This is a genomic window from Burkholderia sp. D-99 (assembly GCF_011605345.1).
In the GTDB taxonomy this organism is placed as follows: domain Bacteria; phylum Pseudomonadota; class Gammaproteobacteria; order Burkholderiales; family Burkholderiaceae; genus Burkholderia.
The window spans coordinates 214,038-238,531 of record NZ_JAAOXM010000013.1 but is presented as its reverse complement, the minus strand read 5'-3'; the positions used below and the strand labels follow the sequence as shown (position 1 = coordinate 238,531).

Below are 24,494 nucleotides of genomic sequence, written 5' to 3'. Positions count from 1 at the left end.
GCGGTGGCCGCGCTGGCCTGGCCGCTGGCCAGCCGCGGCGGCGACGCGTTCGCCGCCGGGCCGGCGTCGGCAACCCATGCGCAGCCGTCGCGCTCGCCGCGCGCATGGCGGCTCGCGCTGTTCTTCGGCATCGCGACCGGCGCGTACACGCTCGTGCTCGCGTGGCTGCCGCCTTACTACATGCGGCTCGGCTGGTCGCCGACGGCGGCCGGCAGCCTGCTCGGCGGCGTGACGCTCGCGGAGGTCGTCGCGGGCCTGACGATCTCGGCGATGATCGACCGCCTGCCCGATCGCCGGCCCGCGCTGCATGCGGCGATCGCGTCGCTGTTCGTCGGCTTGCTGGTGATGCTGGCCGCGCCCGAAGCGCTCGCGTTGCCGGCCGCGCTGCTGATGGGCGCGGGGATCGGCGCGCTGTTTCCGCTGTCGCTGATCGTCACGGTCGACCATGCGGCGACGCCGGCGGATGCCGCATCGCTGACGGGGTTCGTGCAGGGTATCGGCTACCTGATCGCCGGGCTGTTTCCGTTCGCGGCAGGCATCGTGCGCCAGCATCTCGCGGACCTGACGCCCGCGTGGGGCGCGATGGCCTGCCTGTGTGTCGCGCTGTTCGCGCTGGCGTCGGGGTTTGCGCCGAAGCAGACGCTGCACGCCGCGCGTGCGTAGCGCCGGCAGCCGTTCAGTTGACCGGCTCGCAAAACGGGATCTTGTCGCGCAGCGCGTTGCCTGCGGCGACAGGGTCCCGCCCGGCCGGCAACGTGACGGAAACCGACGTATGCCCGGTTTTGCTCTGCGGTTCCTGGCCCGGCCAATGGCTCTCCTTCCAGGTGGCGATCCAGTCGAGCTTGCCGGCGCTCGCGCCAGGCACGAAGCGCAGCCGCAGGGAGCCGTCGAAGTCTTCGCTGCAATGCGGCGAGTGCTGATAGTCGTGCTCGGTGAAGCAGGCCCGAATCTGCTTGTTGCAGCTGAACGGGAGCTTCGATACGCGTGGCGTGCTCGCATGGCCGCCATTCGGCTGCAGTTCGACGAAATCGGCGTTTTCCCAGCTTCCGCCACCGCCTGAATAGCTTTCGGACCAACCGGCCAGCACCGCGACCGCGAAGCGCTCGCCGCCCAGCGGATACAACGCGGGGTAGATCCCGAGCGACGGTGGCTCGCCGTCGCCGTCGACCCGGTTGGCCGGCTGGTAGTCGGAGAAATCCCACTGCTGTACGCGCTTCCAGCCGGCGGCGGACGCGAAACTCACTTTCAGCAGTTGCGGGCCCGGCAGGATCGCGTAGTAGATGCCCGGCGCGTCGTTCCTGGCCCGGTACAGCGATGGCGCGTTGTCCGCGTCGCCGGGCTGGCCGGGGGCGCCGCACGATGCCGACGCCAACTCGCACACCTTGCGCGGCCAGTCGCGATCGGGCACGGCGGTTTTCGCAACCTCGACAAAAGGCACGGTGCGAGCTTCGCTGGTGTCACCGGCAGCGTGGGCCGGGGATGCCGCGATCAGAGCGGCCGTCAATCCCGCCAGGCTGCACATGCCCGATCGAATACGGGTACCCATTCAACGTTGTCCTTGTAAGGTGGTTGGCGCGCCGTGATCCCGTGCGGTTATCCAGCGACGTGGCCCAGTCTGCCCGAAAGTGCCCGCCCCGCCCAGACACCGCGCCGTTATCGACCGCCCGCTTCCCGTTCCGCCTCGAACCGCCGATAGGCACGCTCCGACGGGCAGCGCCGCAAGTCGCACGCGTCTTCGTCGCACAGCCGGCACACGCGGATCGCGTTCTGCATGTCGTCGGCGAGCGCGCCGACCAGTTGCTCGCAGATCGGCGTGAGTTGCGCGCATTGCTCGGACGTCAACGTGCGCGTGAGGTCCGCGATCGCCGCGCTGCGTGCGGCAAGCACCTGCTGGACCGCATCGTGCCCGGCCTCGGTCAGCGTCAGCACGACGGTGCGTTTGTCGTCGCCGGGCTCGCGCGCGACGAGCCCTTCCTGCGCCATCCGCTCGGCAAGTCGCACAGCCGACGAGTGGACGAGCATCAATTGCCGCGCCAGCGCGTCGATCGTCAGTGCCTGCGCCTGTGACAACAGCACCAGCGCGTCCACGCTCGACCCGTGCAGCCCGGTGTCGCGGGCGATCGCGTCCTCTACCCGGTCGTTCAGCCCAAGCGCGAGCGCGCCCAGCAGGTTGTTCAAGCGTTGCTTTTTCATGTAGGCGCTCCTAGTATATGTGTGCGTCACGCATATAATTTAAACCATCGTGTCACCGATGTCAGCCGCAGCGCGGCCCGCTCGATCCGGGCGGTCGCTCGCCCGCATTCTACGAGTCGACAGGCCGAGTGGAGTCAACGCATGAACGACAGCGCGCGCAATACCGGATGCCTGATCATGGCCACATTGTGCTGGGGCGTCGCCATCCCGTTCAGCAAGATGGCGCTGCCTGCCCTGTCACCCGCGTGGCTCATCGTGCTGCAGATCGCCGCCAGCGTCGTGGTGCTCGCGTGTCTCGCCGTCGCGCAACGTGTCAGCCTGAAAGGCATCGCCCCGGCGCAGGTTGCCGTCGTCGCGCTGATCGGCATGCTCGAGCCGTGCGGCGCGTACTACCTCGGGTTCGTCGGCATGCAATCCACGTCCGCGCTGCACACGGCGGTGATCTTCGCGCTCGAACCGCTCGGCATCCTCGCGTTCAACATCGCGCTGTTCCGGTTCAGGGTCGACAGGCGGCTGCTGGTCGCGGGCGGCGTCGCGTTGTTGGGCGTCGTCGTCATCACGCTCGGCGACACCTCGGCGGACGCTCACGCGTCGCTGCGCGGCGATGCATTTGTGTTCGCCGGCGTGATGGTGGCCGCGCTGTACGTGTCGTTGTCGACGCAGGCCGTGACGCTGCCGTCCGCGACGGCGATGCTGCTGATCCAGCAAGCCGGTTCGCTGCTCCTCGCGCTCGTGCTGCTCGGCATCGACCTGGGCGGCGGCGGGCCGCACCGGTTGCCGGCGTGGCCCGCCGTGTGGCCAGCGCTGGCGATCGGCGTGCTGCAGTTCACGCTCGCGTTCCTGTTCTATTTTCGCGGCGCGCGCGACAACGCATCGTACTGGAGCGTGGTCGTGCTCAACCTGATTCCTGTCGTCGGCATTGCCGCGTCGATCCTGATCCTCGGCGAATCGGCCGCGCCGATCTACTTCGTCGGCGGCGCGATCACGATCGGCGCGGCGCTCTACACACACCTGCGCGAACGCCGTGCCGAACCCGGGCCGGCCCGCACGTGATCAGCCTGCGCTCGCGTACAGCGTCGAATCCGCGAACCCTTCGGCATCGAGCACGCGCCCGATCAGGATCAGCGCGGTGCGCTCGATCTGCGTGCCCCGCACCTTGCCGACGATGTCGGCGAGCGTGCCGGTCACGCGTTCTTCATCCGGCCAGCTCGCGCGGTAGATCACCGCGACCGGGCAATCGGCGCCGTAATGCGGCAGCACTTCGTCGACGATGCGCGCGAGATGGCGCACGCCGAGATGGATCGCGAGCGTCGCGCGGTGCGCGGCAAGCGAGCCGAGCGCTTCGCCTTCCGGCATCGTCGTCTTGCCCGCGAAGCGCGTGAGGATCACCGTCTGCGCGACGCCCGGCAGCGTCAGCTCGACGCCGAGCGTCGCCGCGCACGCGGCCGTGGCCGTCACGCCAGGTACGATTTCGTATGGAATCCCGAGTACCTTGAGGCGGCGGATCTGCTCGCCGATCGCGCCGTACAGCGACGGGTCGCCCGAATGCACGCGCGCGACGTCCTGCCCTTTCGCATGCGCGGCGGCGAGCAGCGCGACGATCGCGTCGAGGTCGAGCTCGGCCGTATTGACGACCTGCTCCGCGCGATGGCCGTCGAGCACGGCGGCCGGCACCAGCGAACCCGCATACAGGATCACCGGGCACGTGCGCACGAGGCGCTGGCCCTTCACCGTGATCAGCTCCGGGTCGCCGGGGCCCGCGCCGATGAAATACACCGTCATCGAAAAATCTCCGTCAATTCATGGAATGACCGGCTGCGCGGCGTCATGCGCGCGCGGCCGGATCGAGCGCGTCGATGAGCGCCGCGGCCGAGTCGAACGCGCGGTCGGCGTCGGGCAGCGGCGGCCGGCGCAGCATCACGACCGGCAGCCTGCGTTCGCGCGCGACGTCGAGCTTGGCTTCGGTGGCCGCGCCACCGCTGTTCTTGCTGACGACGACGTCGATGCCCGTCAGCGCAAACAGTGCGCGCTCGCCGTCGAGCGTGAACGGCCCGCGCGCGGCGACAACCTGCGCGCGCGCGTTGCCGGGATGCGCGTCGAGGCAGCGCACGAGCCAGAACTGGTGCGGCGGGATCGCGTCGAGATGCGCGAGCGGTTCGCGGCCGAGCGTGAACAGCGGCCGCCGGAACGGCGCGAGCGCGGCTTCGATGCCGGCCCAGTCGTCGACCATGCGCCAGTCGTCGCCGGGTTGCGGCGACCACGGCGCGCGGCGCAGCGCCCACAGCGGCACGCCCGCTTCACGCGCGGCGGCAGCGGCATTCGCGCTGATTTGCGCGGCATACGGATGCGTCGCGTCGATCACGAGGCCGATGCCGGCGTCGCGCAGATACGCGGCCAGCCCGGCAGCGCCGCCGAAACCGCCGACGCGCACGTCGCAGCGCAGGTCGTCGGGCACCTTGCCGAGGCCGGCCAGGCTGTAGACGTGACGGGGCCCGAGCGCGCGCGCGATCTTCAATGCGTCGCCGGTGCCGCCGAGCAGCAGGATGCGCGTGCTCATCGCGCTGCCCCGACGAAGCGGCCCTGCCGGTCGATCGCGAACATCTCGACGGCGACCGACGGCGGCACGATGTCGCGCGCGACGCGCAGCGCGTGCGCGCAGACGAGATCGCCGAGCGGCACGCCGTCGGCGTGCGCGAGCTTCAGCGCTTCCTGGCTCGTGTTCGCGGCGTGCATCGCGGCCTGCAGCGCGTCGCTGGCGCCCGCCTCGGCCGCCCACTGCGCGAGCAGCGGCAGGTCGATGCTCGAATGGCGGCTGTGCAGGTCGAGATGGCCGGCCGCGAGCTTGCTGAGCTTGCCGAAGCCGCCGCACATCGACAGCCGCTCGACCGGCGCGCGCCGCAGGTGCTTGAGCACCGCGCCCGCAAAATCGCCCATCTCGATCAGCGCCATGTCGGGCAGGTGGTAGTGCGCGCGCATCGCATCCTCGCTTGCATTGCCCGTGCACGCGGCGATATGCGCGATGCCGTTTGCGCGTGCGACGTCGATGCCCTGGTGGATCGACGCGATATAGGCCGAGCACGAGAACGGCCGCACGATGCCGGTCGTGCCGAGGATCGACAGCCCGCCGACGATGCCGAGGCGCGGGTTCATCGTCTTCAGCGCGAGCGCCTCGCCGCCCTCGACGCCGATCGTCACGTCGAAGCCGCCCGCATAGCCTTGCTCGGCCGCCAGCGCTTCCAGGTGCGTCGTCATCATCTGGCGCGGCACCGGGTTGATCGCCGGTTCGCCGACCGGCAGCGTCAGCCCCGCGCGCGTGACCGTGCCGACGCCCGGCCCCGCATGAAACCGCACGCCGGGCGCTGGCGCGAGCGCGACACGCGCGAAGATCAGCGCACCGTGCGTCACGTCCGGATCGTCGCCGGCGTCCTTGATCGTGCCGGCTTCCGCACCGTCGGCCGTGGCCCGGCAGAACTCGAGCCGCATCATGACGCGCTGCCCCTTCGGCAGCACGATCTCGACGGCGTCGTCCGCATGACCCGCGAGCAGCAGCCGCGCAGCGGCGAGCGACGTCGCGGTCGCGCAGCTGCCGGTGGTATAGCCGAAGCGTAGCGGCGCGGGCTGTTCGGGGGTCTCGTCGCGCATCACGCGTCCGTCGTGTGCGTCGTGGCCGGCGATGCGGCCGTGTCGACCGTGCCAGCCGAATCGGGCTTGCGCACGTCGTACAGCGTGACCGGCAACGGCTGACGCCAGGTGTCAAAGCGGCCGAGCGGCTCGGCATGCGCGAGCGACACGCGCGTGAGGGTGCCGCCATGCGTCTCGCGCCATGCGGCGAGCGCCAGCTCGCCTTGCAGCGTGACCGCGTTTGCGATCAGCCGGCCGCCGGGCTTCAGCGCTGCCCAGCAGGCGTCGAGCACGCCGGGGGCGGTCGCCCCGCCGCCGATGAAGATCGCGTCGGGCGCGGCGAGCCCCGCGAGCGCATCGGGGGCGCGGCCCGCGACGAGCTGCAGGCCCGGCACGCCGAGCGCGTCGCGGTTGTGCTCGATGAAGCGCTGCCGCTCCGCATGCGCTTCGATCGCGATCGCCTGGCATGACGGATGCGCGCGCATCCATTCGATGCCGATCGAGCCGCTGCCGGCGCCGACGTCCCACAGCAGCTCGCAGGGCGCGGGCGCGAGGCGGCCGAGCGTCATCGCTCGCAGGTCGCGCTTGGTGAGCTGGCCGTCGTGACGGTACGCATCGTCGGGCAGGCCGGGCGTGAGCGCGCGGCGCGGCGCGTCGGGGCCGGCCTGGCAGTCGAGCGCAACCAGATTGAGCGCGGCCGTTTCGTCGACGTGCCAGGCCTGCGCGAGCCCGTCGAGACGCCGCTCGAGCGGGCCGCCCAGATGTTCGAACACGCTGATGCGCGTCGGCCCGAAGCCGCGTGCGACGAGTTCGGCCGCGACGGCGGCCGGCGTCCGGCCGTCGGCACTCAGCACGAACAGGCGCCGGCCGGGCAGCAGGTGACGCGCAAGCGTCGCAAGCGGACGGCCGACGAGCGAGACTGCGCCGACATCCTGCAGCGCCCAGCCGAGGCGGGCGGCCGCCAGCGACAGCGACGACGGTGCGGGCAGCACACGCCAGTCATCGGCGGAAAGCTGGCGCGCGAGCGTCGCGCCGACGCCGAACAGCATCGGGTCGCCGCTCGCGAGCACGCACACGGGCGAGCCGCGCCGCGCGAGCACGCCCGCGAGATCGAACGGCGACGGCCATGCTTCGCGTTCGGCACGCAGCCGTGCGGGCAGCATGTCGAGATGCCGTTTCGCACCGACTACGAGCGTCGCGTCGAGCAGCGCGCGTCGTGCGCTGCGCCCAAGCCCCGCGTAACCGTCGTCGCCGATGCCCACTACCGTCAGCCACGCCGTCATGCACCCTTCCCCATCGTTCGATTCCATACAATTTGTTGCGATGCGCGGCTGCCGGGCCGCCGCGCGTTGATCCGTTGCTGATCCTGATCTGCTTCCGCGCCAGGCGCGCCGCACGCCCGCCGGTGCGATACGGCGACGATGTCAGCCGCGCGGCACGCCACCGACCAACGCCAGCAGCCCCAGATACATGCCGGCGATCGACGCGATCAGCAGCCAGCCGAGCAGCAGCCACATGAGCGGCCGCGCACCGCCTTTCCTGTACAGGAGCGTGCCGCCCGCCACGATCGGCACGCCGAGGCCGGCAAGCCCGACATTCTTCGGCCACTCGGCCGACGGTGCAAGCGGGATCAGTATGCACGCGAGCAGAACCCATGCGGGGATGGCCAGCAGGCCCAGCGCGATGCCCATGCCGAACAGCTCTGTCCTGCCTAGTTTCATAGCGGGTGCCGGCGGTCGCCGATCTGATGTCGAGCCGCCAATCGTACCATTGGCGAGACAGCGCAAAACCGGCTGCGGCCATGCTGCGACGCGGTTGCGCGGCGCATCGCCGCTGCCGGATCGTCGCGAAAATCGGGTATCCTACGGCCGTTCGTTCGCCGGTGCCCCTCGGGGCCGAAGAGGGAACACAGGGCGCACCACGCGCCGCTGTGGCTGCCCCCGCAACTGTAGACAGCGAGCCGATCTCCCCCTCATGCCACTGGTTCCACCGGGAAGGCCGGGAGCCGGCGCCGACCTGTCAGCCAGGAGACCTGCCGGCCAGAAAGTGCGTGCGTGCCAGTCGGCGTCGGGCGGGGTGTACCGATGCGTTGGCCGCGGCGCGACACTGCCCCGGTATCCCGTTGAGTTCCGCCCCCGTTTCGATTCCTGCGTCGCCCGTCGCGCGCCCTTCGGCTTGCCCGGGGCTCGTGCGCGTGGTCACGGCCGCCGACGGCGGGCTGTGCCGGATCAAGCTGCCGGGCGGCCGGCTGGATGTGCGTCAGGCGCGCGCGATCGCCGCTGCCGCGCGTGCCTTCGGCTCCGGTACGATCGACGCGACCAATCGCGCGAATCTCCAGCTGCGCGGCATTCGCGACGGCGCGGCCGACGCGCTGATGCGCGCATTGCTCGATGCGGGGCTCGGCCCGCCTGTCGATGCAACCGCGAGCGCCACCGCCGATGCGGCCGCGCTCGCCGCGAGCGACGACGTCCGCAACGTGATGCTCAGCCCGCTCGCCGGCCACGACCCTGCCGCACTCGTCGACAGCCGCGCGCTCGCCGCGCCGCTCTTCGACATGCTGGCGCGCGAGCCGCGCCGTGGCGAGCTGTCGCCGAAATTCTCTATCCAGCTCGACGGCGGCGAATCGGTTGCGGCGCTCGATCATCCGCACGACATCTGGCTGGCGGCATGGCGTCGTGGCGACGGCGCGGTGCGCATTGCGGCCGGGCTGGCCGGCTGCCCGCCGGTCGCGCATGACGCCCCACCCGCTTCGGTCGATGTCGCGCCCGATCAAGGTGCCGCGCTGGTCCGCGCGCTGCTGCTCGCGTTCCTCGATCTCGCGCCGGCGGACGTCACGCGGATGCGCGCACTGCTCTCAACCTGCGGCGAGCGCGCGCTGCTCGAACGCGCGCAGCACTATGTGCCCTTCCCGCTGGCGGCCGATCCGGCGCTCGCCGGCTGGCGCCGCACGCGCACCGACCCGGCGCTGCGTTTCGGTGTGCACCCGTCGCACGATGCGGCACGCTGCAACGTCGGCGCGCAATTCACGCTCGGCCGGCTCGATGCCATGCAACTGGAACGGCTCGCCGCGCTGGCCGAAACCGACGGCGACGGCACGCTGTCGATGACGCCATGGCAAGGCGTGTTCATGCACGGCGTATCGCGTGAACGCGCGCCGGCCACGCTCGATGCGCTGTCGTCGCTCGGCCTCGTCTGCGCGTCGTCCGACCCGCTGGCATCGGTCGTCGCGTGCACCGGCAGCGCGGGCTGCGCGAAGGCGCGCGCCGACACGAAACACGACGCGCTCGCGCTCGCCGCGCGCATCGGCCACGCGCTCGACGTGCACCTGACCGGCTGCGAGCGCCACTGCGCGCTGCCGCATCCCGCGACGCACACGCTCGTCGCGGTTGCGCCCGCGCACTACGACCTTTACCGGCGCGACGCAGCCGCGGGCCTCGGCGCCCCGCTCGCGCGCCATCTGACGATTGACCAGGCCGCGGCCCGACTGACGGGCGCGCGGCACAGCCAGGACACCACCGATGCTTGACTACATTCGCGACGGGCAGGAAATCTACCGCCAGTCGTTCGCGACGATCCGCGCCGAGGCCGACCTGTCGCAGGTTCCGCCCGACCTCGAGAAACTCGCGGTGCGCGTGATCCATGCGTGCGGGATGGTCGACGTCGCCTACGACCTGCGCTTCTCGGCCGGTGCCGGCACGGCGGGCCGCACGGCGCTCGCGGCCGGTGCGCCGATCCTGTGCGACGCGCGAATGGTCGCCGAAGGCATCACGCGCGCGCGGCTGCCGGCCGACAACCGCGTGATCTGCACGCTCGGCGAGCCGGAGGTGCCCGATCTCGCGCGGCATCTCGGCAACACGCGTTCGGCGGCCGCGCTCGAGCTGTGGCGTCCGCACCTCGCCGGCAGCGTCGTCGTGATCGGCAATGCACCGACCGCGCTGTTCCACCTGCTCGACATGATCGACGCCGGCGCGCCGCGCCCCGCGCTGATCCTCGGTTTCCCGGTCGGCTTCATCGGTGCGGCCGAATCGAAGGCACTGCTCGATGCCGACAGCCGCGGCGTGCCGTACGTCGCGCTGCTCGGCCGGCGCGGCGGCAGCGCGATGGCGGCTGCAGCGGTCAACGCACTCGCGACGGAGGTCGAATGACGACCGCGCGCGGACGCCTGTTCGGGGTCGGTGTCGGCCCCGGCGATCCTGAACTGATGACGATCAAGGCGCTGCGCGTGCTGCAGGCCGCGCCCGTGGTCGCGTATTTCGTCGCGAAGGGCAAGAAAGGCAATGCGTACGGCATCGTCGAGGCACACCTGCAGGACGGGCAGACGCAACTGCCGCTCGTCTATCCGGTGACGACCGAGGCGCTGCCGCCGCCGCTGTGCTACGAGACGGTGATCGCCGACTTCTACGACACGGCCGCCGAAATCGTTGCCGCGCACCTCGATGCGGGGCGCGACGTCGCGGTGATCTGCGAAGGCGACCCGTTCTTCTACGGCTCGTACATGTACCTGCACGACCGCCTCGCGCCGCGCTACGACACGGAGGTGATCCCCGGTGTATGCGCGATGCTCGGCGGCACCGCCGTGCTCGGCCAGCCGCTCGTCTATCGCAACCAGAGCCTGTCGGTGCTGTCGGGCGTGCTGCCCGAGCACGAATTGCGCACGCGGCTCGCGCAGGCCGATGCGGCCGTCGTGATGAAGCTCGGCCGCAATTTCGACAAGGTGCGGCGTGTGCTCGACGAGCTGGGGCTCGCGAAGCGCGCGCTGTATGTCGAGCGCGCGACGATGGCGAGCCAGCGCATCGTGCCGCTCGACGAGGTCGATCCGATGGCGTCGCCGTATTTCTCGCTGCTCGTCGTGCCGGGGGAAAAATGGCAAGGATGACGACCCCGCCCGCGATCGTGATCCTCGGCGCGGGCGCGCTCGATACCGCGCGGCGCATCCAGGCGCGCTATCCGGGCGCCCTCGTGCATGGCCTCGCATCGCGCGTCGCCGCCGACGTGCCGTTCGACGAGCTCAGCGCGCACTTGCGCGAACTCTATGCACGCGGCCTGCCGATCGTCGCGCTGTGCGCGGCCGGCATCGTGATCCGCTGCCTCGCCCCCGCGCTTGCCGACAAGGGCGTCGAGCCGCCCGTGCTCGCGGTGGCGGAAGACGGCTCGGCGGTCGTGCCGCTGCTCGGCGGGCTGACGGGCGTCAACGTGATGGCGCGCGAAATCGCTGCATGCGTCGGCGTTGCGCCGGCGATCACGACGAGCGGCGAACTGCGCTTCGGCGCGTGCGTGCTCAATCCGCCGGAAGGCTATGCACTCGCCGATATCGCGCAGGGCAAGCGCTTCGTGTCCGATCTGCTCGCGGGCGAATCGACGCGCATCGACGGCGCGGCGCCGTGGCTCGACGATGTCGCGTTGCCGCGCGACGACGCGGCCGCGCATGCGATCCGCGTGACCCCCGAAGCCTGGCGCGGCGCGCGCGACGAACTCGTGATTCATCCGCGCAGCGTGGTGGTGGGCGTCGAGGCGCAGGCGGTCCACGCGGATGACGCGCTCGCCGCGCGCATCGCCGCGTCGCTCGACGCGCAAGGTCTTGCACGGCTGGCGCTCGCGGCCATCGTCGCGCCGGCATCGGCGATCGGCGATGCCGCGCTGGAAGATGCGGCGCAAACGCTCGACGTGCCGCTTCGTTTTGTCGATGCAGACGGCGACGTCGACGGCGAGACACCGACCGATGCGGCCGCGCTGCTCGGCCGCGCGTTGCGTGTCGTGCACACGCTGCGGGCCACGACGAACGGCGTCGCATGCGCGGTCGCGTCGCATCCGGTCGATCCCGCCACGCTCGGCCGTGCACGCGGCCGCCTGACGGTGCTCGGGCTCGGCCCGGGCGGCGCCGCGTGGCTCACGCCGGCCGCGCGCGCCGCGCTCGCGGAAGCGACCGACATCCTCGGCTACACCACCTACGTGAACATGGCCGGCCCGTTCCGCGACGACCAGCGCGTGCACGGCACCGACAATCGCGAGGAAATGCAGCGCGCGCGCCATGCGTTCGAACTGGCGGCCGAGGGCCGGCGCGTCGCGGTCGTGTCTTCCGGCGACCCGGGCGTGTTCGCGATGGCCGCGGCCGTGCTCGAGGCGCTCGACGAAGCGCGCGACCCGCACTGGGCCGCGGTCGACCTGCGCGTGGAGCCCGGCATCTCGGCGTCGCTCGCCACGGCCGCGCAGGCCGGCGCGCCGCTCGGTCACGATTTCTGCGCGATCTCGCTGTCGGACAACCTGAAGCCGTGGGACGTGATCGAGACGCGCCTGCGGCATGCGGCGCAAGCCGATCTGGTGATGGCGTTCTACAACCCGATCTCGCGTGCGCGGCCGTGGCAGCTCGATCGTGCGCTCGATGTCGTGCGCGCGCATCGCACGGCCGATACGGTGGTCGTGCTGGGCCGCGACATCGGCCGGCCAGGCGCGACGCTCGCGACGACGACGCTCGGCGCACTACGCAGCGAGCAGGTCGACATGCGCACGATGGTGATCGTCGGCTCGTCGACGACGCGGCGCTTCGCGATCGGCACGGGTCGCGAGTGGGTCTATACGCCGCGCTGGTATCGCTGACCCCGGTTAGCGTGTCGGCCTGACGCCGTGTGCGCCGGCGAGCGCCGTGCCGGCTGCGCCGCCGGTTCGCCAGAACCGGTACACGAGCACGCCGACGATGGCCTGCGCGACGACCACGAACGCGACGCAGCCGGCCCATCCCCACCGATGCCAGCCGGGCACCGGCAGGATCGAGCCGAGGCTGCCGCCGAAGTAATAACAGGACAGGTAGATGCCGATCGCCGTCGAGCGCGCGCTCGCCGCCGCCTGCGAAATGAACGTGTTGGCCGACGCCTGTTCGACGAACACGGCGGTCGAGCTGAGCGCGAGGCCGGCCAGGATCACCGGCACGTGGTCGGACAGCGTGAGCAGCGCCCCGCCGATCGCGAGCGCGGCCGCGGCCAGCCCCGGTGCGCGCGGGCCGCGATGCCGCGCGAGGCGTCCTGCCAGCGGCGTCACGACCACCGCCACCAGGAACACCGCATAGATCGCACCGATCCCGACCGTGCCGAAGCCGAACGGCGCGCGGGCCAGGCGCAGGCCGACGAACGTGAACGTCGCGACCTGCGACGCGAGCACGCACGCGCCGATCGCGAACGACGCGAGCAGCGGGCCGCGCGTGACGATGCGCCAGGACGGGCCCGCATCGGCCGGCGCATCGTGTTGGACGCGCCGCGCGATCGTGCCGGACGCCGGCAGGCTCGCGTAGATCGCGACGCCCGTGACGAGACACAGCGCCGCGACGACGTCGAGCGCATGCCGCCAGCCCCACATCGACGTCATCAGGTTGGTCGCGAAGCGGCCGGCGAACCCGCCGAGCGTCGTGCCGGCGACGAATAGCGCGCTGATCTCGGCTGACGTGCCGCGATCGAAGCGCTCGGCGATATAGGCGATCGACAGCGCGAAGACGAACGGCATGACGAGTCCGGCTGCAAAGCGCGCGCCGAGAAACGACGCGAAACTTGACGCGTGCGCGGACCACACGACCGGCAGCGCGACGGCCACCGCCGCGAGCGAGATCGCGACGCGCCGCTCGATGCGCGCGGCCAGCACGCCGACGAACGGCGCGATAATGGCGACGGCCGTCGTGGTGGCGCTCACGCCCTGCCCCGCGCGCTCCGCGCTGACGCCGAAGGCGGCCGCGAGTTCGTGCAGGATGCCCTGCGTCGAATACAGGTTGAGAAACGCGGCGAAGCCGCAGAGAAAGAACGCGATGCGCGTGGTCCTGTCGTTCATCGGAGCTGCCTGGTCGTCGATGCCGACAGTCTGACGAGCGCGCCGCGTGCACGCCAATACCGTTTTCATCGCCATTGATACCGGAACGACAACAATGCTCGACCTGCGCCGCCTCCGCTATTTCGTGGTCGTCGCCGACGAACTGCACTTCGGCCGCGCGGCGTTGCGCCTGCGGGTCGCGCAGCCGCCGCTCACGCGCCATATCGCCGCGCTGGAAAGCGAGCTGGGCGTCCGGCTGTTCGAGCGTTCGACGCGCGCGGTGCGGCTGACGCCGGAAGGTGCCGCGTTCCTCGAACAGGCGCGCAACGTCGTCAGCGCGGCCGCCGAGGCCGAGGCGAGCGCGCGCAAGATCGCGCAAGGCATCGCCGGGCGAATCGTGATCGGCTATGCGAGTGCCATTCCGATGTCCGATACGTTCCCGGACGTCATCCGCGCTGCGGGCCGGACGATGCCCGACGTCGAGCTCGCGTTCCGCGAGGCTGCAACCGCGAGCCAGCGCCGGCAGATCGCGGAAGGCACGATGGACATCGGCTTCGGCTGGGCATGGGACCGCGCGCCCGATACGCCGGTTGCGTCGCTCGTCGTGTCGCGTGAACCGCTCGTGGCTGCCGTGCCGGCCGGGAATCCGCTCGCGGGCCGCGCGAGCGTCGACGTCGCGGCGCTTGCAGACGAAACCTTCGTGATCTTTCCGCAGGATTACGGCTCGGCATTGGCCGCGGCGCTGGACGACCTGTGTGCACGGGCCGGATTCGCGCCACGCATCGGCGCGACCGCGGCACAGATCACGACGCTCGTGTCACTCGTGGCCGCCGAACGCGGCATCGCGATCGTGCCGGGTTTCACCGCGACGCTGCAGCGTCCGGGCGTCGTGTACGTGCCGCTCGCCGGCACGCGCGCGGTCGAGCAGATCGTGTCGTGGAACGAGCCGTTTGCGTCGGCGTGCGTCGAACGCTTCGTCGCACTCGCGCGCTCGCTTGTGCAACCCGCATCCGCATGATGCGAGTCAAGCGACCCGGATCGCGCTTCCCCGTGGTTTCGGTGTTCTGGCCGCGGGACACCCTCTTCCACACCGATCACGTTCGCCAGAACGGTTGATCGCCCTCACCGAATACCGCTCAGGTATCGCCGAAATGACGCGCGCCATACAACCGTCGTGACGCGCGTCCCGAATGCCGGCGCGGTCGCCGGCGAATTCGATGAGGGCTGCTCGATACTTCAGTGCACCTCGATGGTGTAAAGCGCTCGCGCGTCGGCCAGTCCCCCGTCATTCGTGGCCGTGACGCCGAACGTGTACTTCCCGGTTTTCTTCGGCATACCGACAATCCCGCCCGTATCCTGATTGAACTGCAGACCCGGGGGCAATCCCCCGCTGGTCACCGTGAAACGGACGGTCGCAGGCGTATTCGTCGTGATTTTCGCTGCGTAGAGCGTGCCTTGCGCGGCGACCGGCAAGACTGCGGGGCCCAGTTGCGGTGTCGGTGCCGATACGGCCTGCGGAGCGCCGATCGGGTCGCCTCCGGCAGTCACCTGCCGCAACGACCAACGTTGACCGGGGGTGATGGCCTCCAGGCTCCAGAAGGTCGTCTGATCGCGAAGCGTGGCCCGCTGCTTTTCGGTGAACGCGCCGAGATTCCTGGCGGTTTCCCACTGCTTGATCTTGTCGAGAATCGTCGACGTCAGCATTGCCACCGTGCCCCGGAAGCCCAGGCCGGCGTTGAGCGCCGCGCCGCGTGCGAGCATGGTTTCGATCCCGGTCAAGGAGAAGTCCGTGATATCGAACCATCCAAGCATGCCCGGCAGGTAGTTGGCCTGGTAGAAGACGTTGTTTCGGTACAGCTGATCCATGTCCGGGTTGCTCCAGCTCGCCCGGGTCAGCATATCCCACGCATTCGAGGTCATCCGGCTCGTCTCGCTGATGTATCCATCGTGCCCGGTCTGGGCAGCGTAGGTGCCGTTTATCAACCGGGCAATGCCAAAGCTGCCCCAGCCGGAATCGCTGGCGGATTCCACCCCGTCGAAGGAGTGGGACCGGATGCCGACGTCGTTCCTGATGGTACCCAGCCGGGTGGCGATCTCGTCGATGATGCCGAGGCCGCCGGTGGCCCCGCCATACGAATTCACGATCACCCTCGCAACGGACGTGCCGCGCGCGGCTTCGGCGGGGAAGGAGCCCCACTGGCCTCGGGTCAGTCCACTGACTGTCCATTCACCGACGCCCCGTTGGGCATCGTTGTACGAGATGAACTCGTTGCCGATACGCAGCATCTTCTCGTTGATCCCGTCCCGCACCGGCACGAATCCGCCCAGGTAGAGCATCGTGCTCGTCATGTTCAACTGCCGGGACAAAGGCGCTTGACCGCCCAAGGCCAAACGCGGGTCCGCGGGCGGTGAAACGTAGGAATCGATGGAGGTGGGCCCGCTGACGCTGATGAAGTCCGACATGGTATGAACGCCGACGCGGACACCGTGCTCCTTTGCCGTTTCCACAAGCTTTTCAGCCCCGTTGTCGCTGCCGCCGAAGGTGGAGTCGAACTGATAATGCCCGGTGGATTTCCAGGGGCCGCGATCGTGCAGGGGCGCGTAGAGGTAGTTGATTCCCGCGCTGCTGGCCAATCGGGCTGCCTTGCCGACACTGCCGGTGTCGAGATCGTCCAGCACGAAAGACGACTGGCTGCTGGCCTGCGCCACTTTCTGCCACTGGCCATTCTGGGTCGGATACGGGAGGTTTTCACCCGAAGCGATGAACGACAATACGGTCGTCACGAGCTCCGGTGCGCTGCCGTATAGCGCAATCTTCGATCCGATGACCGAGCCTGCGCGGTCGAGCGGGCCGAGCGGAATCGGATAGCTATTGGGGTTGAGCCGATCGCGCCGGCGCGTATAGTCGAACGTAAAGGCTCGCAGCACGGCCCCCCATGACGTCTTTGCCGCCACGCTCCACGGTTCCATCGACGCCACGTACAGATTGTACGGATTGGAGATGACGTCGTTTTCCCAGCCGTATTGCGGATACTCCTTGGGCCACGCGCCTTCGGTGCGGTCGTTGAGCGGCTTCAGGCCAATGGCGAATTCGTTGTCTCGTACCACGCCCACGGCTTCGCCGACGGTCTGGTTGATCGCGACAGGCAACGGTCCCCACAGCAGCGTCTGAACGTCGCTGTCGGGTTCGATCGACACACGGGTGACTTCAAAGGTGGCGTAGCCGTTCTTCTGCAGGACGCGGACATCGACCTCGAATCGGAGACCCGTTTCATTCACGAAGGATAGCGTGTTGTCAGCGGCGGACCATCGGACGCCAGCAGGTATCACCAGTATGCCGTTGATCACGAGCCTGATGAGCGGGACGGATTTCCCGGGCGAGATGTAGTCACGGCCGCTGCGCGAATCGATGAGTTCGACGATGGCGCCGGTGGAGTCCATGCCGAGCGTCAAATAGCCGGCCGGAATGCGTAGAGTGCTTGTCATTTTTCGACTTTCCTGACGAGAATGGCGGGCGCGAGCGGCGCAGATGCATCAGCTCACCCTTCCTTCGCGTGCCGCGAGCCAATATTTAGAATATCGAATCGATTAACCTGGCGTACATGTATCCATGGCCGGTAGATACCCCGGACATTGGACGCAAGTGATCTGGCCGGCTGATTCGAGCGCTCCCGCCTGCCGTCGACGGCGGCCATCTTTCATCGCATCGTGAGCGAACTTCGCGCGAAAGCACGCTGCTCGAAGACAAAGTTATGCCGCGCATGCGTCGAAAGCGATTACACGTGATTACATGATCGAAGCGGCTATCAGGGGGGGCGTCGAGCGTGACATTTTCATTTCGAAAGCGACGGCAATTTTGTCCTGATCCACGCCCGATGCATGACGGAACGATGTCGAATCGGCAAGATCGTTACGTATCGAGAATCAAATAACAAAAAGAACAACTAACCATTCACTATTCGACGCGAATCCTCCAAGATGGGCACGCCGCCGGCCGGGCATGCCCGGTTGCCCGACCGGCGGCGATACGCGGGCCAGCGTATCCCTCTTCCACTTGGAGAACACAATGAACAACAATGTGTTGCCGCGTTTCATCCCGCGCGCGCTCGCCGCGGGTTGCCTTCTTGCAGTGGCGAGTGTGTCCCAGGGTGCAGGCGTCTATGCGCCTTATGTCGACGTGACGCTCTATCCGACGCCGCTCGTCGACCAGATCGGCGTCCGGCAAGGCATTCAGCAGTTCACGCTCGCGTTCGTGGTCGCGGGCAACGGCTGCGTGCCATCGTGGGGTGGCGTGCAGCCGATCGGCAACGGCGCGAGCGGCGGCCTGCTGACCGCGCTGTCGACGTCGATCGCGAGCTACCGCGCGAAAGGCGGCGAAGTCGCCGTGTCGTTCGGCGGCGCGAACGGCACGCCGCTGATGCAGGCGTGCTCGACGGTCCCCGCACTGGCGAGCGCGTACCAGACCGTGATCGACACGTACGGCCTCACGCACCTCGACTTCGATATCGAGGGCGTGTCGCAGCTGGACACGGCCGCGGTCGCGCGCAACTTCCAGGCGGTCACGCAGCTGCAGGCGAGCTATGCGGCGAAAGGCAAGCCGCTGCACGTCACGCTGACGCTGCCGACGATGCCGACCGGGCTCACGCAGGACGGCCTGAACATCGTCAACGCGGCGATCTCGAACCAGACCGTGTTCGATGCGGTGAACGTGATGGCGATGGACTACGGCCCCGCGAACCTCGACATGGGGGCGGCCGCGATCAGTGCCGCGCAGGCGCTGTACTCGCAGCTCGATACGGCCTTCAAGTCGGCCGGCCAGCCGAAAACCAATGCCCAGCTCTGGCAGATGGTCGGCGTCACGCCGATGATCGGCGTGAACGACGTGCAGGGCGAGACCTTCACGCTCGCGAATGCGCAGAGCGTGCTGAACGCGGCGGTCGCCAACGGCTACGGCTTCTTCGGCAACTGGTCGGTCGGCCGCGACCAGGCATGCCCGTCCGGCGGCACGTCTGCGTCGCCGACCTGTTCGGGCGTCGCGCAGCAGCCGTACGCGTTCGCGACGATCTTCAAGCAGCTCGACGGCAAGTGGGGCGCGGGCGTCACGCAGGATCCGAACTACGGTGGCGGCTCGGACGGCGGCACGCCGCAGCCGGGCGCGCCCTGGGCGGCCGGCCAGGTCTATACGGCCGGCGCGACGGTCACCTACCAGGGCACGACGTACCAGGCGCAATGGTGGACGCAGGGCGACGTGCCCGGCCAGGCCGCGGTGTGGAAGCCGGTCGGCGGCGGCACGGCCACGTGGTCGGCAACCACCGCGTATTCAGGGGGCACCTGCGTGATGTACCAGGGCGCGAAATACTGCGCGAAATGGTGGACGCAAGGCGACAACCCGAGTGCGGGCGGTGTGTGGGTGAAGTCGTGATGCCGCGTATCGGCCGTCGCTAGGCCCGCGCATCCGGGGCCGTTCACGGCGATCGCTGCCCGAGCGCCGGCGGACGGCCCGCTTGTTGACCTGCGTGTTGCCTGCTTAGCGGCCCGCTTTCCGGCCCGCCCTGCCCGCCGTCAGCCGCGCGCGTGCTCGGCCATCAGCTTGGCCTTCGTGTCGACCAGCAGCGCCGCATGCATCTCGCGATGCTGGCGGATCCGCTCGGTCGGCCCGACCACCGACAGCCCGTACCAGTCGCCGTCGAGCGTCAGCGCGACCGCGATCGCCGACAGCTCGGGCGCGCTCTCGCCGAGGTTCTCGGCCCAGCCGAGTTCGCGAAACCGCGCGGTTTGCGCGACGAGCGCGGGCAGGTCCGCCACCGTTGTGTCGGTGAAGCGCTCGAACGGCAGTTGCGCGCCGAGCGCCTGCTGCGCGTCGCCGTCGAGTTCCGCGAAGATTGCCTTGCCGATCGAATTCGCATGCAGCGGGCGCAGTTCACCCGGCGCGCGCGTATAGCGGATCGCCTGCTCCGATTCGACGACGTCGAGGTAGGTGACCGACCCGCCCTGGATCTTGCCGAGCACGGCCGTCTCGCGGCTCGCGTCGCGCAGCGCGACGAGATGCGGATGGACGATGTCGACGACCGGATCGGTCGCGTCGATCGCGGCGGCGATCGTCTGCAGGCGGCGCGTCGGGTAGTAGCCGCCGCGCTTGCGCACTTCATACAGGTAGCCGCGGCTCACGAGCGTGCGCGCCATCGCGAGGCAGCTCGACGGCGGCACATCGAGCAGGCGCGCGAGTTCGGTGAGCGGCAGCGGCCGCCGTTCGGCGGCGAACAGCTCGAACAGGTCGAGCGTGCGGGCAACGAGTTTGACGTCCATGACGAGCGCTTGAATCGGAACGGGAAACCGCGCGCCGGGCCGGCCGCCGGGTCGATACGGTCAGTACGACTTCGGCAGCCCGAGCACCTTCTCCGCGATGTAGCACAGGATCAGTTGCGGGCTCACGGGCGCGAGCCTCGGAATCATACACTCGCGCAGGTAGCGCTCGACATGGTATTCCTTCGCGTAGCCCATCCCGCCGTGTGTCGCGACCGCCGTCTGGCACGCCTGGAACGCGGCTTCCGCGCCGAGGTATTTCGCGGCGTTCGCCTCCGCGCCGCACGGCTGCCCCGCGTCGTAGCGCGTCGCGGCCTTCATCACCATCAGCCACGCGGCTTCTAGCTGCATCCACGCCTGCGCGAGCGGATGCTGGATCGACTGGTTCTGCCCGATCGGCCGGCCGAACACGACACGCTCGCACGCGTACTGCGTCGCGCGGCGCAGCGCGGCCTGGCCGAGCCCGATCGCCTCCGCGGCGATCAGGATCCGTTCCGGATTCAGCCCGTGCAGCAGGTAGCGGAAGCCGTCGCCTTCGTTGCCGATCAGGTCGCCCTCCGGCACGCGCAGGTTGTCGATGAACAGCATGTTCGAATCGACCGCCTTGCGGCCCATCTTCTCGATCTCGCGCACCTCGACGCGCGACCGGTCGAGATCGGTATAGAACAGGCTCAGCCCGTCGGTCGGCTTCGCGACCTGGTCGAGCGGTGTCGTGCGCGCGATGATCAGCATCTTGTTCGCCACCTGCGCGGTCGAGATCCAGATCTTGCGCCCGCTCAGCACGTAGTGGTCGCCGTCGCGGCGGGCCTGCGTGCTCAGGTGCGTGGTGTCGAGGCCCGCATCGGGTTCCGTCACCGCGAAGCACGCCTTGTCGCGCCCGGCGATCAGCGGCGGCAGGAAGCGCGCCTTCTGCGCGTCGTTGCCGAACACCTGCACCGGGTTCAGCCCGAAGATGTTCATGTGGACGGCCGACGCACCGGACAGGCCGGCGCCCGATGCGCTGATCGTGCGCATCATCAGCGCGGCCTCGGTCATCCCGAGCCCGGCGCCGCCATGGGCCGGGTCCATCGCGATGCCGAGCCAGCCGGCCTCGGCGAGCGCCGCGTGGAAATCGGTCGGAAACCCGCCCGCGCGATCGCGTTCGAGCCAGTAGTCGTCGCCGAAGCGTGCGCAGATTTTCTCGATCGCGCTTTCGATCGCGCGCTGGTCGTCGGTCAGGTCGAACTGCATGGATTGCTCTCCGGGAAAAGGCCGAGCGGCCGCGCCGCTCTGAAGAAAACGCCGGGCGGCGCCAGGGTTTCCGCTTGGCAGAACCTCCCCGTGCCGGATTGCCCCTCGGGGTGCCGGCACGAAGCGGCAGGACTGGCGCGCTCACAACGGAAACACGCCAACGATCACCGCGGCGAACACCATCAGCACCGTGGCGGCGAACAGGAACGGAATCGTGAATTTCTGGTGCTCGGCGAGCTCGACGCCGGTCAGGCCGACGATCAGGAACGTCGCGGGCGTGAGCGGGCTCACCGGGAAACCCGTCGTCATCTGGCCGAGCAGCGCGGCCTGCGCCATCTGGATCGGCGGCACGCCGAGCAGCTTCGCGCTTTCCGCGAGCACCGGCAGCACGCCGAAGTAGAACGAATCGGGGTCGAACAGCAGGCTGAGCGGCATCGACAGCAGCCCGAGCACGAACGGCATGTGGCGCGCATGCTCGACCGGCACGTGCGCGACCACCACTTCCGCCATCGCCTTCAGCATCCCGGTGCCGGACATGATCCCGGTGAACGCGCCGGCCGCGAGCAGCACGCTCGCCATCATCAGCGCGGCCTTTGCATGCGCGTCGATCCGCTCGCGCTGGGCCTGCACGTCCGGGTAGTTGATCACGAGCGCGGCGACCGTGCCGAGCATGAACATCACCATCGGGTCGACGATCCCCGACACGAGCGTGACGAGCACGACGAGCGTCAGCACGAGATTGACCCGGAAGCGGTCCGGCCGGCGCAACGCGCGCTCGGCATCGGTCAGCGCACGCGGCGCGATCGCGAGCGCCGCCGCGCCGGCACGATCGAGCCCGAGCCGTTTCGCCTCGCGCACGCCGAGCACGTACGCGGTGCCGAACACGAACACGAGCCCGACGATTTGCACCGGAATCATCGGCATGAAGATCGCGGAGCCGGGAATGTGCAGCGCCGCCGACGCCCGCAGCATCGGCCCGACCCACGGCAGGAAATTGACGCCGGCCGCCATCGACGCGACGCACGCGAGGATGCGGCGATCCATCCCGAGCCGCGTATAGAGCGGCATCATCGCGGGCAGCGTGACGAGAAACGTGACGGCGCCGGAGCCGTCGAGATGGATCAGCAGCGCGAGCAGCGCCGAACCCATCACGATGCGCGGCGGATGGCAGCCGATCACGCGCAGCACACCCGCGATGATCGGGTCGAGCATCCCGGCATCGGTGAGGATTCCGAAAAAAAGAATCGCAAAAACGAACATCCCGGCGATCGGGCCGATGTTCTGTACGCCGTGCACGATGAACTTGCCGGTCGCGAGCCCGAAACCGGCCGCGAGCGACGCGGCCACCGGCACGACGATCAGTGCGACGAGCGGCGACAGCCGCTTCGTGATGATCAGGCCGAACAGCGCGACGATGGCAATCGCGCCGATCCATGCAAGCATGATGCGTCTCCTCTTCAGCCGGTGCGCCCGTGCGTGGCCCGGCGTGGTGTTCGAATGGTCGTGCGGCTCGCATGGCCGTGCGGCGCCGTCGGGGGCGCGGCACGGCCGGCGGCCGCGATGCCGGTCAGTCCCGGCGTGGGTCGTAACCGCGGTCGTTGGTGTCGGCGTTGGCGTTGGCGTTGGCGTTGGTGTCGGCAAATACCTGCGCCGCGTGTTCGTTCAGCGCGGGCGGCGGCCGCCGGTAAGTGGCCGGCGTGCGGCCGAGCTTGATCGGCGACGCGATGCCGCGATGCCGGCCCAGCTCGACCTTCATCTCCCGATGCGCGACATGCGGATGGTCGAGCGCCGCATCGAGCCCGAGCACCGGCGCGCACGGCACGCCGCGGCGCATCAGCTGCTCGGCGAGCGCCGCGCCGTCGTGCGCGGCCAGCGCCGTTTCGAGCAGCGTGCGCAGCGCGGCGCGGTTCGCGCTGCGCGCGCGGTTGTCCGCGAAACGCGGATCGTCGAGCCAGTCGCGCGTGCCGAGCACGTCGCACAGCGCCGCGAACTGCCCGTTGTTGCCGACCGCGAGAAAGATGTCGACGCTCGCCGTCGGAAAGCTGTCGTACGGCGTGATGTTCGGATGCGCGTTGCCGGTGCGCACGGGCGCCTTGCCCGAATGGAAGAAGTTCGGCGTATGCGGATGCAGGATCGACAGCGCGCAGTCGAACAGCGTCGCTTCGACGAACTGGCCGCGGCCGCTCGCGTCGCGTTCGCGCAGTGCCATCAGCACGCCGAGCGCCGCGTTCAGCCCGGTGACGAGATCGACGATCGGCACGCCGACCCGCAGCGGTGCGCCGCCGGCTTCGCCATTGACGCTCATCAGCCCCGCGAGCGCCTGCACGGCCGCGTCGTAGCCGGGCAGCCCGCCGAGCGGGCCGTCCGCACCGAAGCCCGACACGCGGCAATGGACGAGGCGCGGAAACCGCGCATGCAGCGCGTCGAAACCGAGCCCCCAGCGCTCCATCGTGCCGATCCTGAAGTTCTCGACGATGGCATCCGCATGTTCGAGCAGGCCGAGCAGCCGCTCGCGGTCGGCCGGTTGCGTCAGGTCGAGCGCGATGCCGAGCTTGTTGCGGTTCACGCCGAGGAAGTACGACGCGGTATCGCCGTCGAATGGCGGCCCCCACGTGCGCGTTTCGTCGCCGGACGGCGGTTCGACCTTGATCACCTCCGCGCCGTGGTCGGCAAGGATCTGCGTGGCATACGGGCCGCCCAGCACCCGCGACAGATCGATGATGCGCAATCCCGCCAGCGCGCCCTGCTGCTCGTGTTCCGCCATGCGTCCCGCTCCTGGTTCCGGTTGATCGGACTGCCGGTTCCGGCAGGCCCGGCGCCTGCGGCGCGACCTTCCGGATTCGACGAATAATTCTTGTGCGTGAATTTATATTCACACTCAGGAATTATGTTGTCAACCCCGGCGGCACCCTGCGGCCGCGCGGAAGACGCCGCCGTGCGCAAGTGGGGGCGACACCGAGCACGGGCCGGTTGCGATGGCGCCCCGCCTTTCGCTAAGCTGGCGGGAAACCTTCATCTCAAAAAAATCAGGCGGATTATTCATGAAACGGATGCTGCTGGCGGCCTTCGTGCTGGCGTCGACGCTGGGTGTCGGACAGGCGCAAACCCAGACGTTCCATTTCGGCGAAGGGCAGACGCAGATGCCGGGGGGAGCGCAGCACCCCGCCGCGCCGAGCGCACGGCCCGCGCCCGCGCGCCGGCACGTGGCACCGCCGTCGCCTCACCATCGGCGTGCCGTTCACAAGCGCCGCCATTCGCGCCACGTGAAGCCGACGCGCAGCGGGATCTATACGCACACGTGACCCGGTGTCGGTCCCGTGACGCCGTCCACGGAACTGTCATGAACGGCCGGTAGGATC

Annotated in this window: 22 protein-coding genes and 1 riboswitch; of the genes, 9 read left to right on the top strand and 13 right to left on the bottom strand. The window is 69.4% G+C overall.

Features of this window, described 5'->3' with window-relative positions:
* The coding region (locus tag HAV18_RS33135) for an MFS transporter (RefSeq protein WP_166964386.1) at positions 1-663 on the top strand (663 nt) is incomplete at its 5' end.
* A gap of 13 nt (positions 664-676) precedes the next feature.
* On the opposite strand, the gene HAV18_RS33130 is transcribed toward HAV18_RS33135, so the two are convergent.
* Positions 677-1,408 (bottom strand): hypothetical protein, encoded by a 732-nt coding sequence (locus HAV18_RS33130; RefSeq protein ID WP_243771813.1) that lies wholly within the window; start codon positions 1,406-1,408, stop codon positions 677-679.
* Between the two features lie 245 nt (positions 1,409-1,653).
* Entirely contained in the window at positions 1,654-2,193 is a 540-nt protein-coding gene (locus tag HAV18_RS33125) for a MarR family transcriptional regulator (RefSeq protein ID WP_166964383.1), read from the bottom strand.
* Positions 2,194-2,334: 141 nt separating this feature from the next.
* On the opposite strand from HAV18_RS33125, the gene HAV18_RS33120 reads away from it, so the two are divergent.
* On the top strand, positions 2,335-3,246 hold the full coding sequence (locus HAV18_RS33120) for a DMT family transporter (protein ID WP_166964381.1): 912 nt from the start codon (positions 2,335-2,337) through the stop codon (positions 3,244-3,246).
* On the opposite strand, the gene cobM is transcribed toward HAV18_RS33120, so the two are convergent.
* The 5 genes from cobM to HAV18_RS33095 form a co-directional block, all read right to left on the bottom strand.
* The gene (cobM, locus tag HAV18_RS33115) at positions 3,247-3,975 is read right to left on the bottom strand and encodes a precorrin-4 C(11)-methyltransferase (protein ID WP_166964379.1); all 729 of its coding nucleotides are present in this window, start codon (positions 3,973-3,975) and stop codon (positions 3,247-3,249) included.
* Positions 3,976-4,018: 43 nt separating this feature from the next.
* On the bottom strand, positions 4,019-4,750 hold the full coding sequence (locus HAV18_RS33110; RefSeq protein ID WP_166964375.1) for a cobalt-precorrin-6A reductase: 732 nt from the start codon (positions 4,748-4,750) through the stop codon (positions 4,019-4,021).
* Positions 4,747-5,835, bottom strand: coding sequence for a cobalt-precorrin-5B (C(1))-methyltransferase (locus HAV18_RS33105; RefSeq protein WP_166964373.1), 1,089 nt, complete (start codon positions 5,833-5,835; stop codon positions 4,747-4,749). The genes HAV18_RS33110 and HAV18_RS33105 overlap by 4 nt, the downstream gene beginning before the upstream one ends.
* Positions 5,835-7,097 (bottom strand): precorrin-6y C5,15-methyltransferase (decarboxylating) subunit CbiE, encoded by a 1,263-nt coding sequence (gene cbiE / locus HAV18_RS33100; protein ID WP_166964371.1) that lies wholly within the window; start codon positions 7,095-7,097, stop codon positions 5,835-5,837. Before cbiE ends, HAV18_RS33105 begins: the two co-directional genes overlap by 1 nt.
* A 141-nt stretch (positions 7,098-7,238) precedes the next feature.
* Positions 7,239-7,505, bottom strand: a complete 267-nt coding sequence (locus tag HAV18_RS33095) for a hypothetical protein (protein ID WP_166964369.1) — start codon at positions 7,503-7,505, stop codon at positions 7,239-7,241.
* A 172-nt stretch (positions 7,506-7,677) separates the two neighbouring features.
* Positions 7,678-7,869, top strand: a riboswitch (cobalamin riboswitch).
* Positions 7,870-7,936: 67 nt separating this feature from the next.
* On the opposite strand from HAV18_RS33095, the gene cobG reads away from it, so the two are divergent.
* The 4 genes from cobG to cobJ are packed head-to-tail and all read left to right on the top strand — an operon-like array spanning position 7,937 to position 12,408.
* Positions 7,937-9,340 (top strand): precorrin-3B synthase, encoded by a 1,404-nt coding sequence (cobG, locus tag HAV18_RS33090; RefSeq protein ID WP_243771812.1) that lies wholly within the window; start codon positions 7,937-7,939, stop codon positions 9,338-9,340.
* Positions 9,333-9,959 (top strand): precorrin-8X methylmutase, encoded by a 627-nt coding sequence (locus tag HAV18_RS33085; RefSeq protein WP_166964365.1) that lies wholly within the window; start codon positions 9,333-9,335, stop codon positions 9,957-9,959. Before cobG ends, HAV18_RS33085 begins: the two co-directional genes overlap by 8 nt.
* A complete protein-coding gene (locus HAV18_RS33080; protein WP_166964363.1) occupies positions 9,956-10,690 on the top strand; it encodes a precorrin-2 C(20)-methyltransferase in 735 nt (244 codons plus the stop codon). Before HAV18_RS33085 ends, HAV18_RS33080 begins: the two co-directional genes overlap by 4 nt.
* Complete coding sequence (gene cobJ, locus HAV18_RS33075; protein ID WP_166964361.1) at positions 10,687-12,408, top strand: precorrin-3B C(17)-methyltransferase; 1,722 nt, start codon at positions 10,687-10,689, stop codon at positions 12,406-12,408. Before HAV18_RS33080 ends, cobJ begins: the two co-directional genes overlap by 4 nt.
* Before the next feature lie 6 nt (positions 12,409-12,414).
* Here the strand turns inward: cobJ and HAV18_RS33070 are convergent, their stop codons facing one another.
* A complete protein-coding gene (locus HAV18_RS33070) occupies positions 12,415-13,623 on the bottom strand; it encodes an MFS transporter (protein WP_166964359.1) in 1,209 nt (402 codons plus the stop codon).
* 94 nt (positions 13,624-13,717) lie between these two features.
* Between HAV18_RS33070 and HAV18_RS33065 the strand changes: the two genes are divergently transcribed.
* Entirely contained in the window at positions 13,718-14,620 is a 903-nt protein-coding gene (locus HAV18_RS33065; protein ID WP_166964357.1) for a LysR substrate-binding domain-containing protein, read from the top strand.
* A 218-nt stretch (positions 14,621-14,838) separates the two neighbouring features.
* On the opposite strand, the gene HAV18_RS33060 is transcribed toward HAV18_RS33065, so the two are convergent.
* On the bottom strand, positions 14,839-17,088 hold the full coding sequence (locus tag HAV18_RS33060; protein ID WP_166964356.1) for an Ig domain-containing protein: 2,250 nt from the start codon (positions 17,086-17,088) through the stop codon (positions 14,839-14,841).
* A 580-nt stretch (positions 17,089-17,668) separates the two neighbouring features.
* Here HAV18_RS33060 and HAV18_RS33055 point away from each other — a divergent pair.
* Positions 17,669-19,024 carry a chitinase gene (locus tag HAV18_RS33055; RefSeq protein WP_166964354.1) on the top strand — a complete coding sequence of 452 codons (1,356 nt, stop codon included), beginning with the start codon at positions 17,669-17,671 and terminating at the stop codon, positions 19,022-19,024.
* A 140-nt stretch (positions 19,025-19,164) separates the two neighbouring features.
* On the opposite strand, the gene HAV18_RS33050 is transcribed toward HAV18_RS33055, so the two are convergent.
* From HAV18_RS33050 to HAV18_RS33035, 4 genes are all read right to left on the bottom strand, one after another.
* Positions 19,165-19,908, bottom strand: coding sequence for an IclR family transcriptional regulator (locus HAV18_RS33050; RefSeq protein WP_166964352.1), 744 nt, complete (start codon positions 19,906-19,908; stop codon positions 19,165-19,167).
* Positions 19,909-19,968: 60 nt separating this feature from the next.
* On the bottom strand, positions 19,969-21,135 hold the full coding sequence (locus HAV18_RS33045) for an acyl-CoA dehydrogenase family protein (protein WP_166964350.1): 1,167 nt from the start codon (positions 21,133-21,135) through the stop codon (positions 19,969-19,971).
* Positions 21,136-21,276: 141 nt separating this feature from the next.
* Positions 21,277-22,578 (bottom strand): CitMHS family transporter, encoded by a 1,302-nt coding sequence (locus HAV18_RS33040; protein WP_166964348.1) that lies wholly within the window; start codon positions 22,576-22,578, stop codon positions 21,277-21,279.
* A 124-nt stretch (positions 22,579-22,702) separates the two neighbouring features.
* Entirely contained in the window at positions 22,703-23,899 is a 1,197-nt protein-coding gene (locus tag HAV18_RS33035; protein WP_166964347.1) for a CaiB/BaiF CoA-transferase family protein, read from the bottom strand.
* 277 nt (positions 23,900-24,176) lie between these two features.
* Here HAV18_RS33035 and HAV18_RS33030 point away from each other — a divergent pair, with 277 nt between their 5' ends.
* Positions 24,177-24,437 carry a hypothetical protein gene (locus HAV18_RS33030; protein ID WP_166964345.1) on the top strand — a complete coding sequence of 87 codons (261 nt, stop codon included), beginning with the start codon at positions 24,177-24,179 and terminating at the stop codon, positions 24,435-24,437.
* The last annotated feature ends 57 nt before the right edge of the window (positions 24,438-24,494 follow it).

Bases quoted from the DNA above. Each gene is read 5' to 3' on its own strand.
- cbiE (WP_166964371.1), bottom strand. From the start codon at position 7,097: ATGACGGCGTGGCTGACGGTAGTGGGCATCGGCGACGACGGTTACGCG.
- HAV18_RS33055 (WP_166964354.1), top strand. From the start codon at position 17,669: ATGAACAACAATGTGTTGCCGCGTTTCATCCCGCGCGCGCTCGCCGCG.
- HAV18_RS33035 (WP_166964347.1), bottom strand. From the start codon at position 23,899: ATGGCGGAACACGAGCAGCAGGGCGCGCTGGCGGGATTGCGCATCATC.
- HAV18_RS33050 (WP_166964352.1), bottom strand. From the start codon at position 19,908: ATGGACGTCAAACTCGTTGCCCGCACGCTCGACCTGTTCGAGCTGTTC.
- HAV18_RS33080 (WP_166964363.1), top strand. From the start codon at position 9,956: ATGACGACCGCGCGCGGACGCCTGTTCGGGGTCGGTGTCGGCCCCGGC.
- HAV18_RS33065 (WP_166964357.1), top strand. From the start codon at position 13,718: ATGCTCGACCTGCGCCGCCTCCGCTATTTCGTGGTCGTCGCCGACGAA.
- HAV18_RS33040 (WP_166964348.1), bottom strand. From the start codon at position 22,578: ATGCTTGCATGGATCGGCGCGATTGCCATCGTCGCGCTGTTCGGCCTG.
- HAV18_RS33045 (WP_166964350.1), bottom strand. From the start codon at position 21,135: ATGCAGTTCGACCTGACCGACGACCAGCGCGCGATCGAAAGCGCGATC.
- HAV18_RS33060 (WP_166964356.1), bottom strand. From the start codon at position 17,088: ATGACAAGCACTCTACGCATTCCGGCCGGCTATTTGACGCTCGGCATG.
- HAV18_RS33120 (WP_166964381.1), top strand. From the start codon at position 2,335: ATGAACGACAGCGCGCGCAATACCGGATGCCTGATCATGGCCACATTG.
- HAV18_RS33030 (WP_166964345.1), top strand. From the start codon at position 24,177: ATGAAACGGATGCTGCTGGCGGCCTTCGTGCTGGCGTCGACGCTGGGT.
- HAV18_RS33085 (WP_166964365.1), top strand. From the start codon at position 9,333: ATGCTTGACTACATTCGCGACGGGCAGGAAATCTACCGCCAGTCGTTC.
- HAV18_RS33070 (WP_166964359.1), bottom strand. From the start codon at position 13,623: ATGAACGACAGGACCACGCGCATCGCGTTCTTTCTCTGCGGCTTCGCC.
- cobM (WP_166964379.1), bottom strand. From the start codon at position 3,975: ATGACGGTGTATTTCATCGGCGCGGGCCCCGGCGACCCGGAGCTGATC.
- cobJ (WP_166964361.1), top strand. From the start codon at position 10,687: ATGACGACCCCGCCCGCGATCGTGATCCTCGGCGCGGGCGCGCTCGAT.
- HAV18_RS33095 (WP_166964369.1), bottom strand. From the start codon at position 7,505: ATGGGCATCGCGCTGGGCCTGCTGGCCATCCCCGCATGGGTTCTGCTC.
- HAV18_RS33110 (WP_166964375.1), bottom strand. From the start codon at position 4,750: ATGAGCACGCGCATCCTGCTGCTCGGCGGCACCGGCGACGCATTGAAG.
- HAV18_RS33105 (WP_166964373.1), bottom strand. From the start codon at position 5,835: ATGCGCGACGAGACCCCCGAACAGCCCGCGCCGCTACGCTTCGGCTAT.
- HAV18_RS33125 (WP_166964383.1), bottom strand. From the start codon at position 2,193: ATGAAAAAGCAACGCTTGAACAACCTGCTGGGCGCGCTCGCGCTTGGG.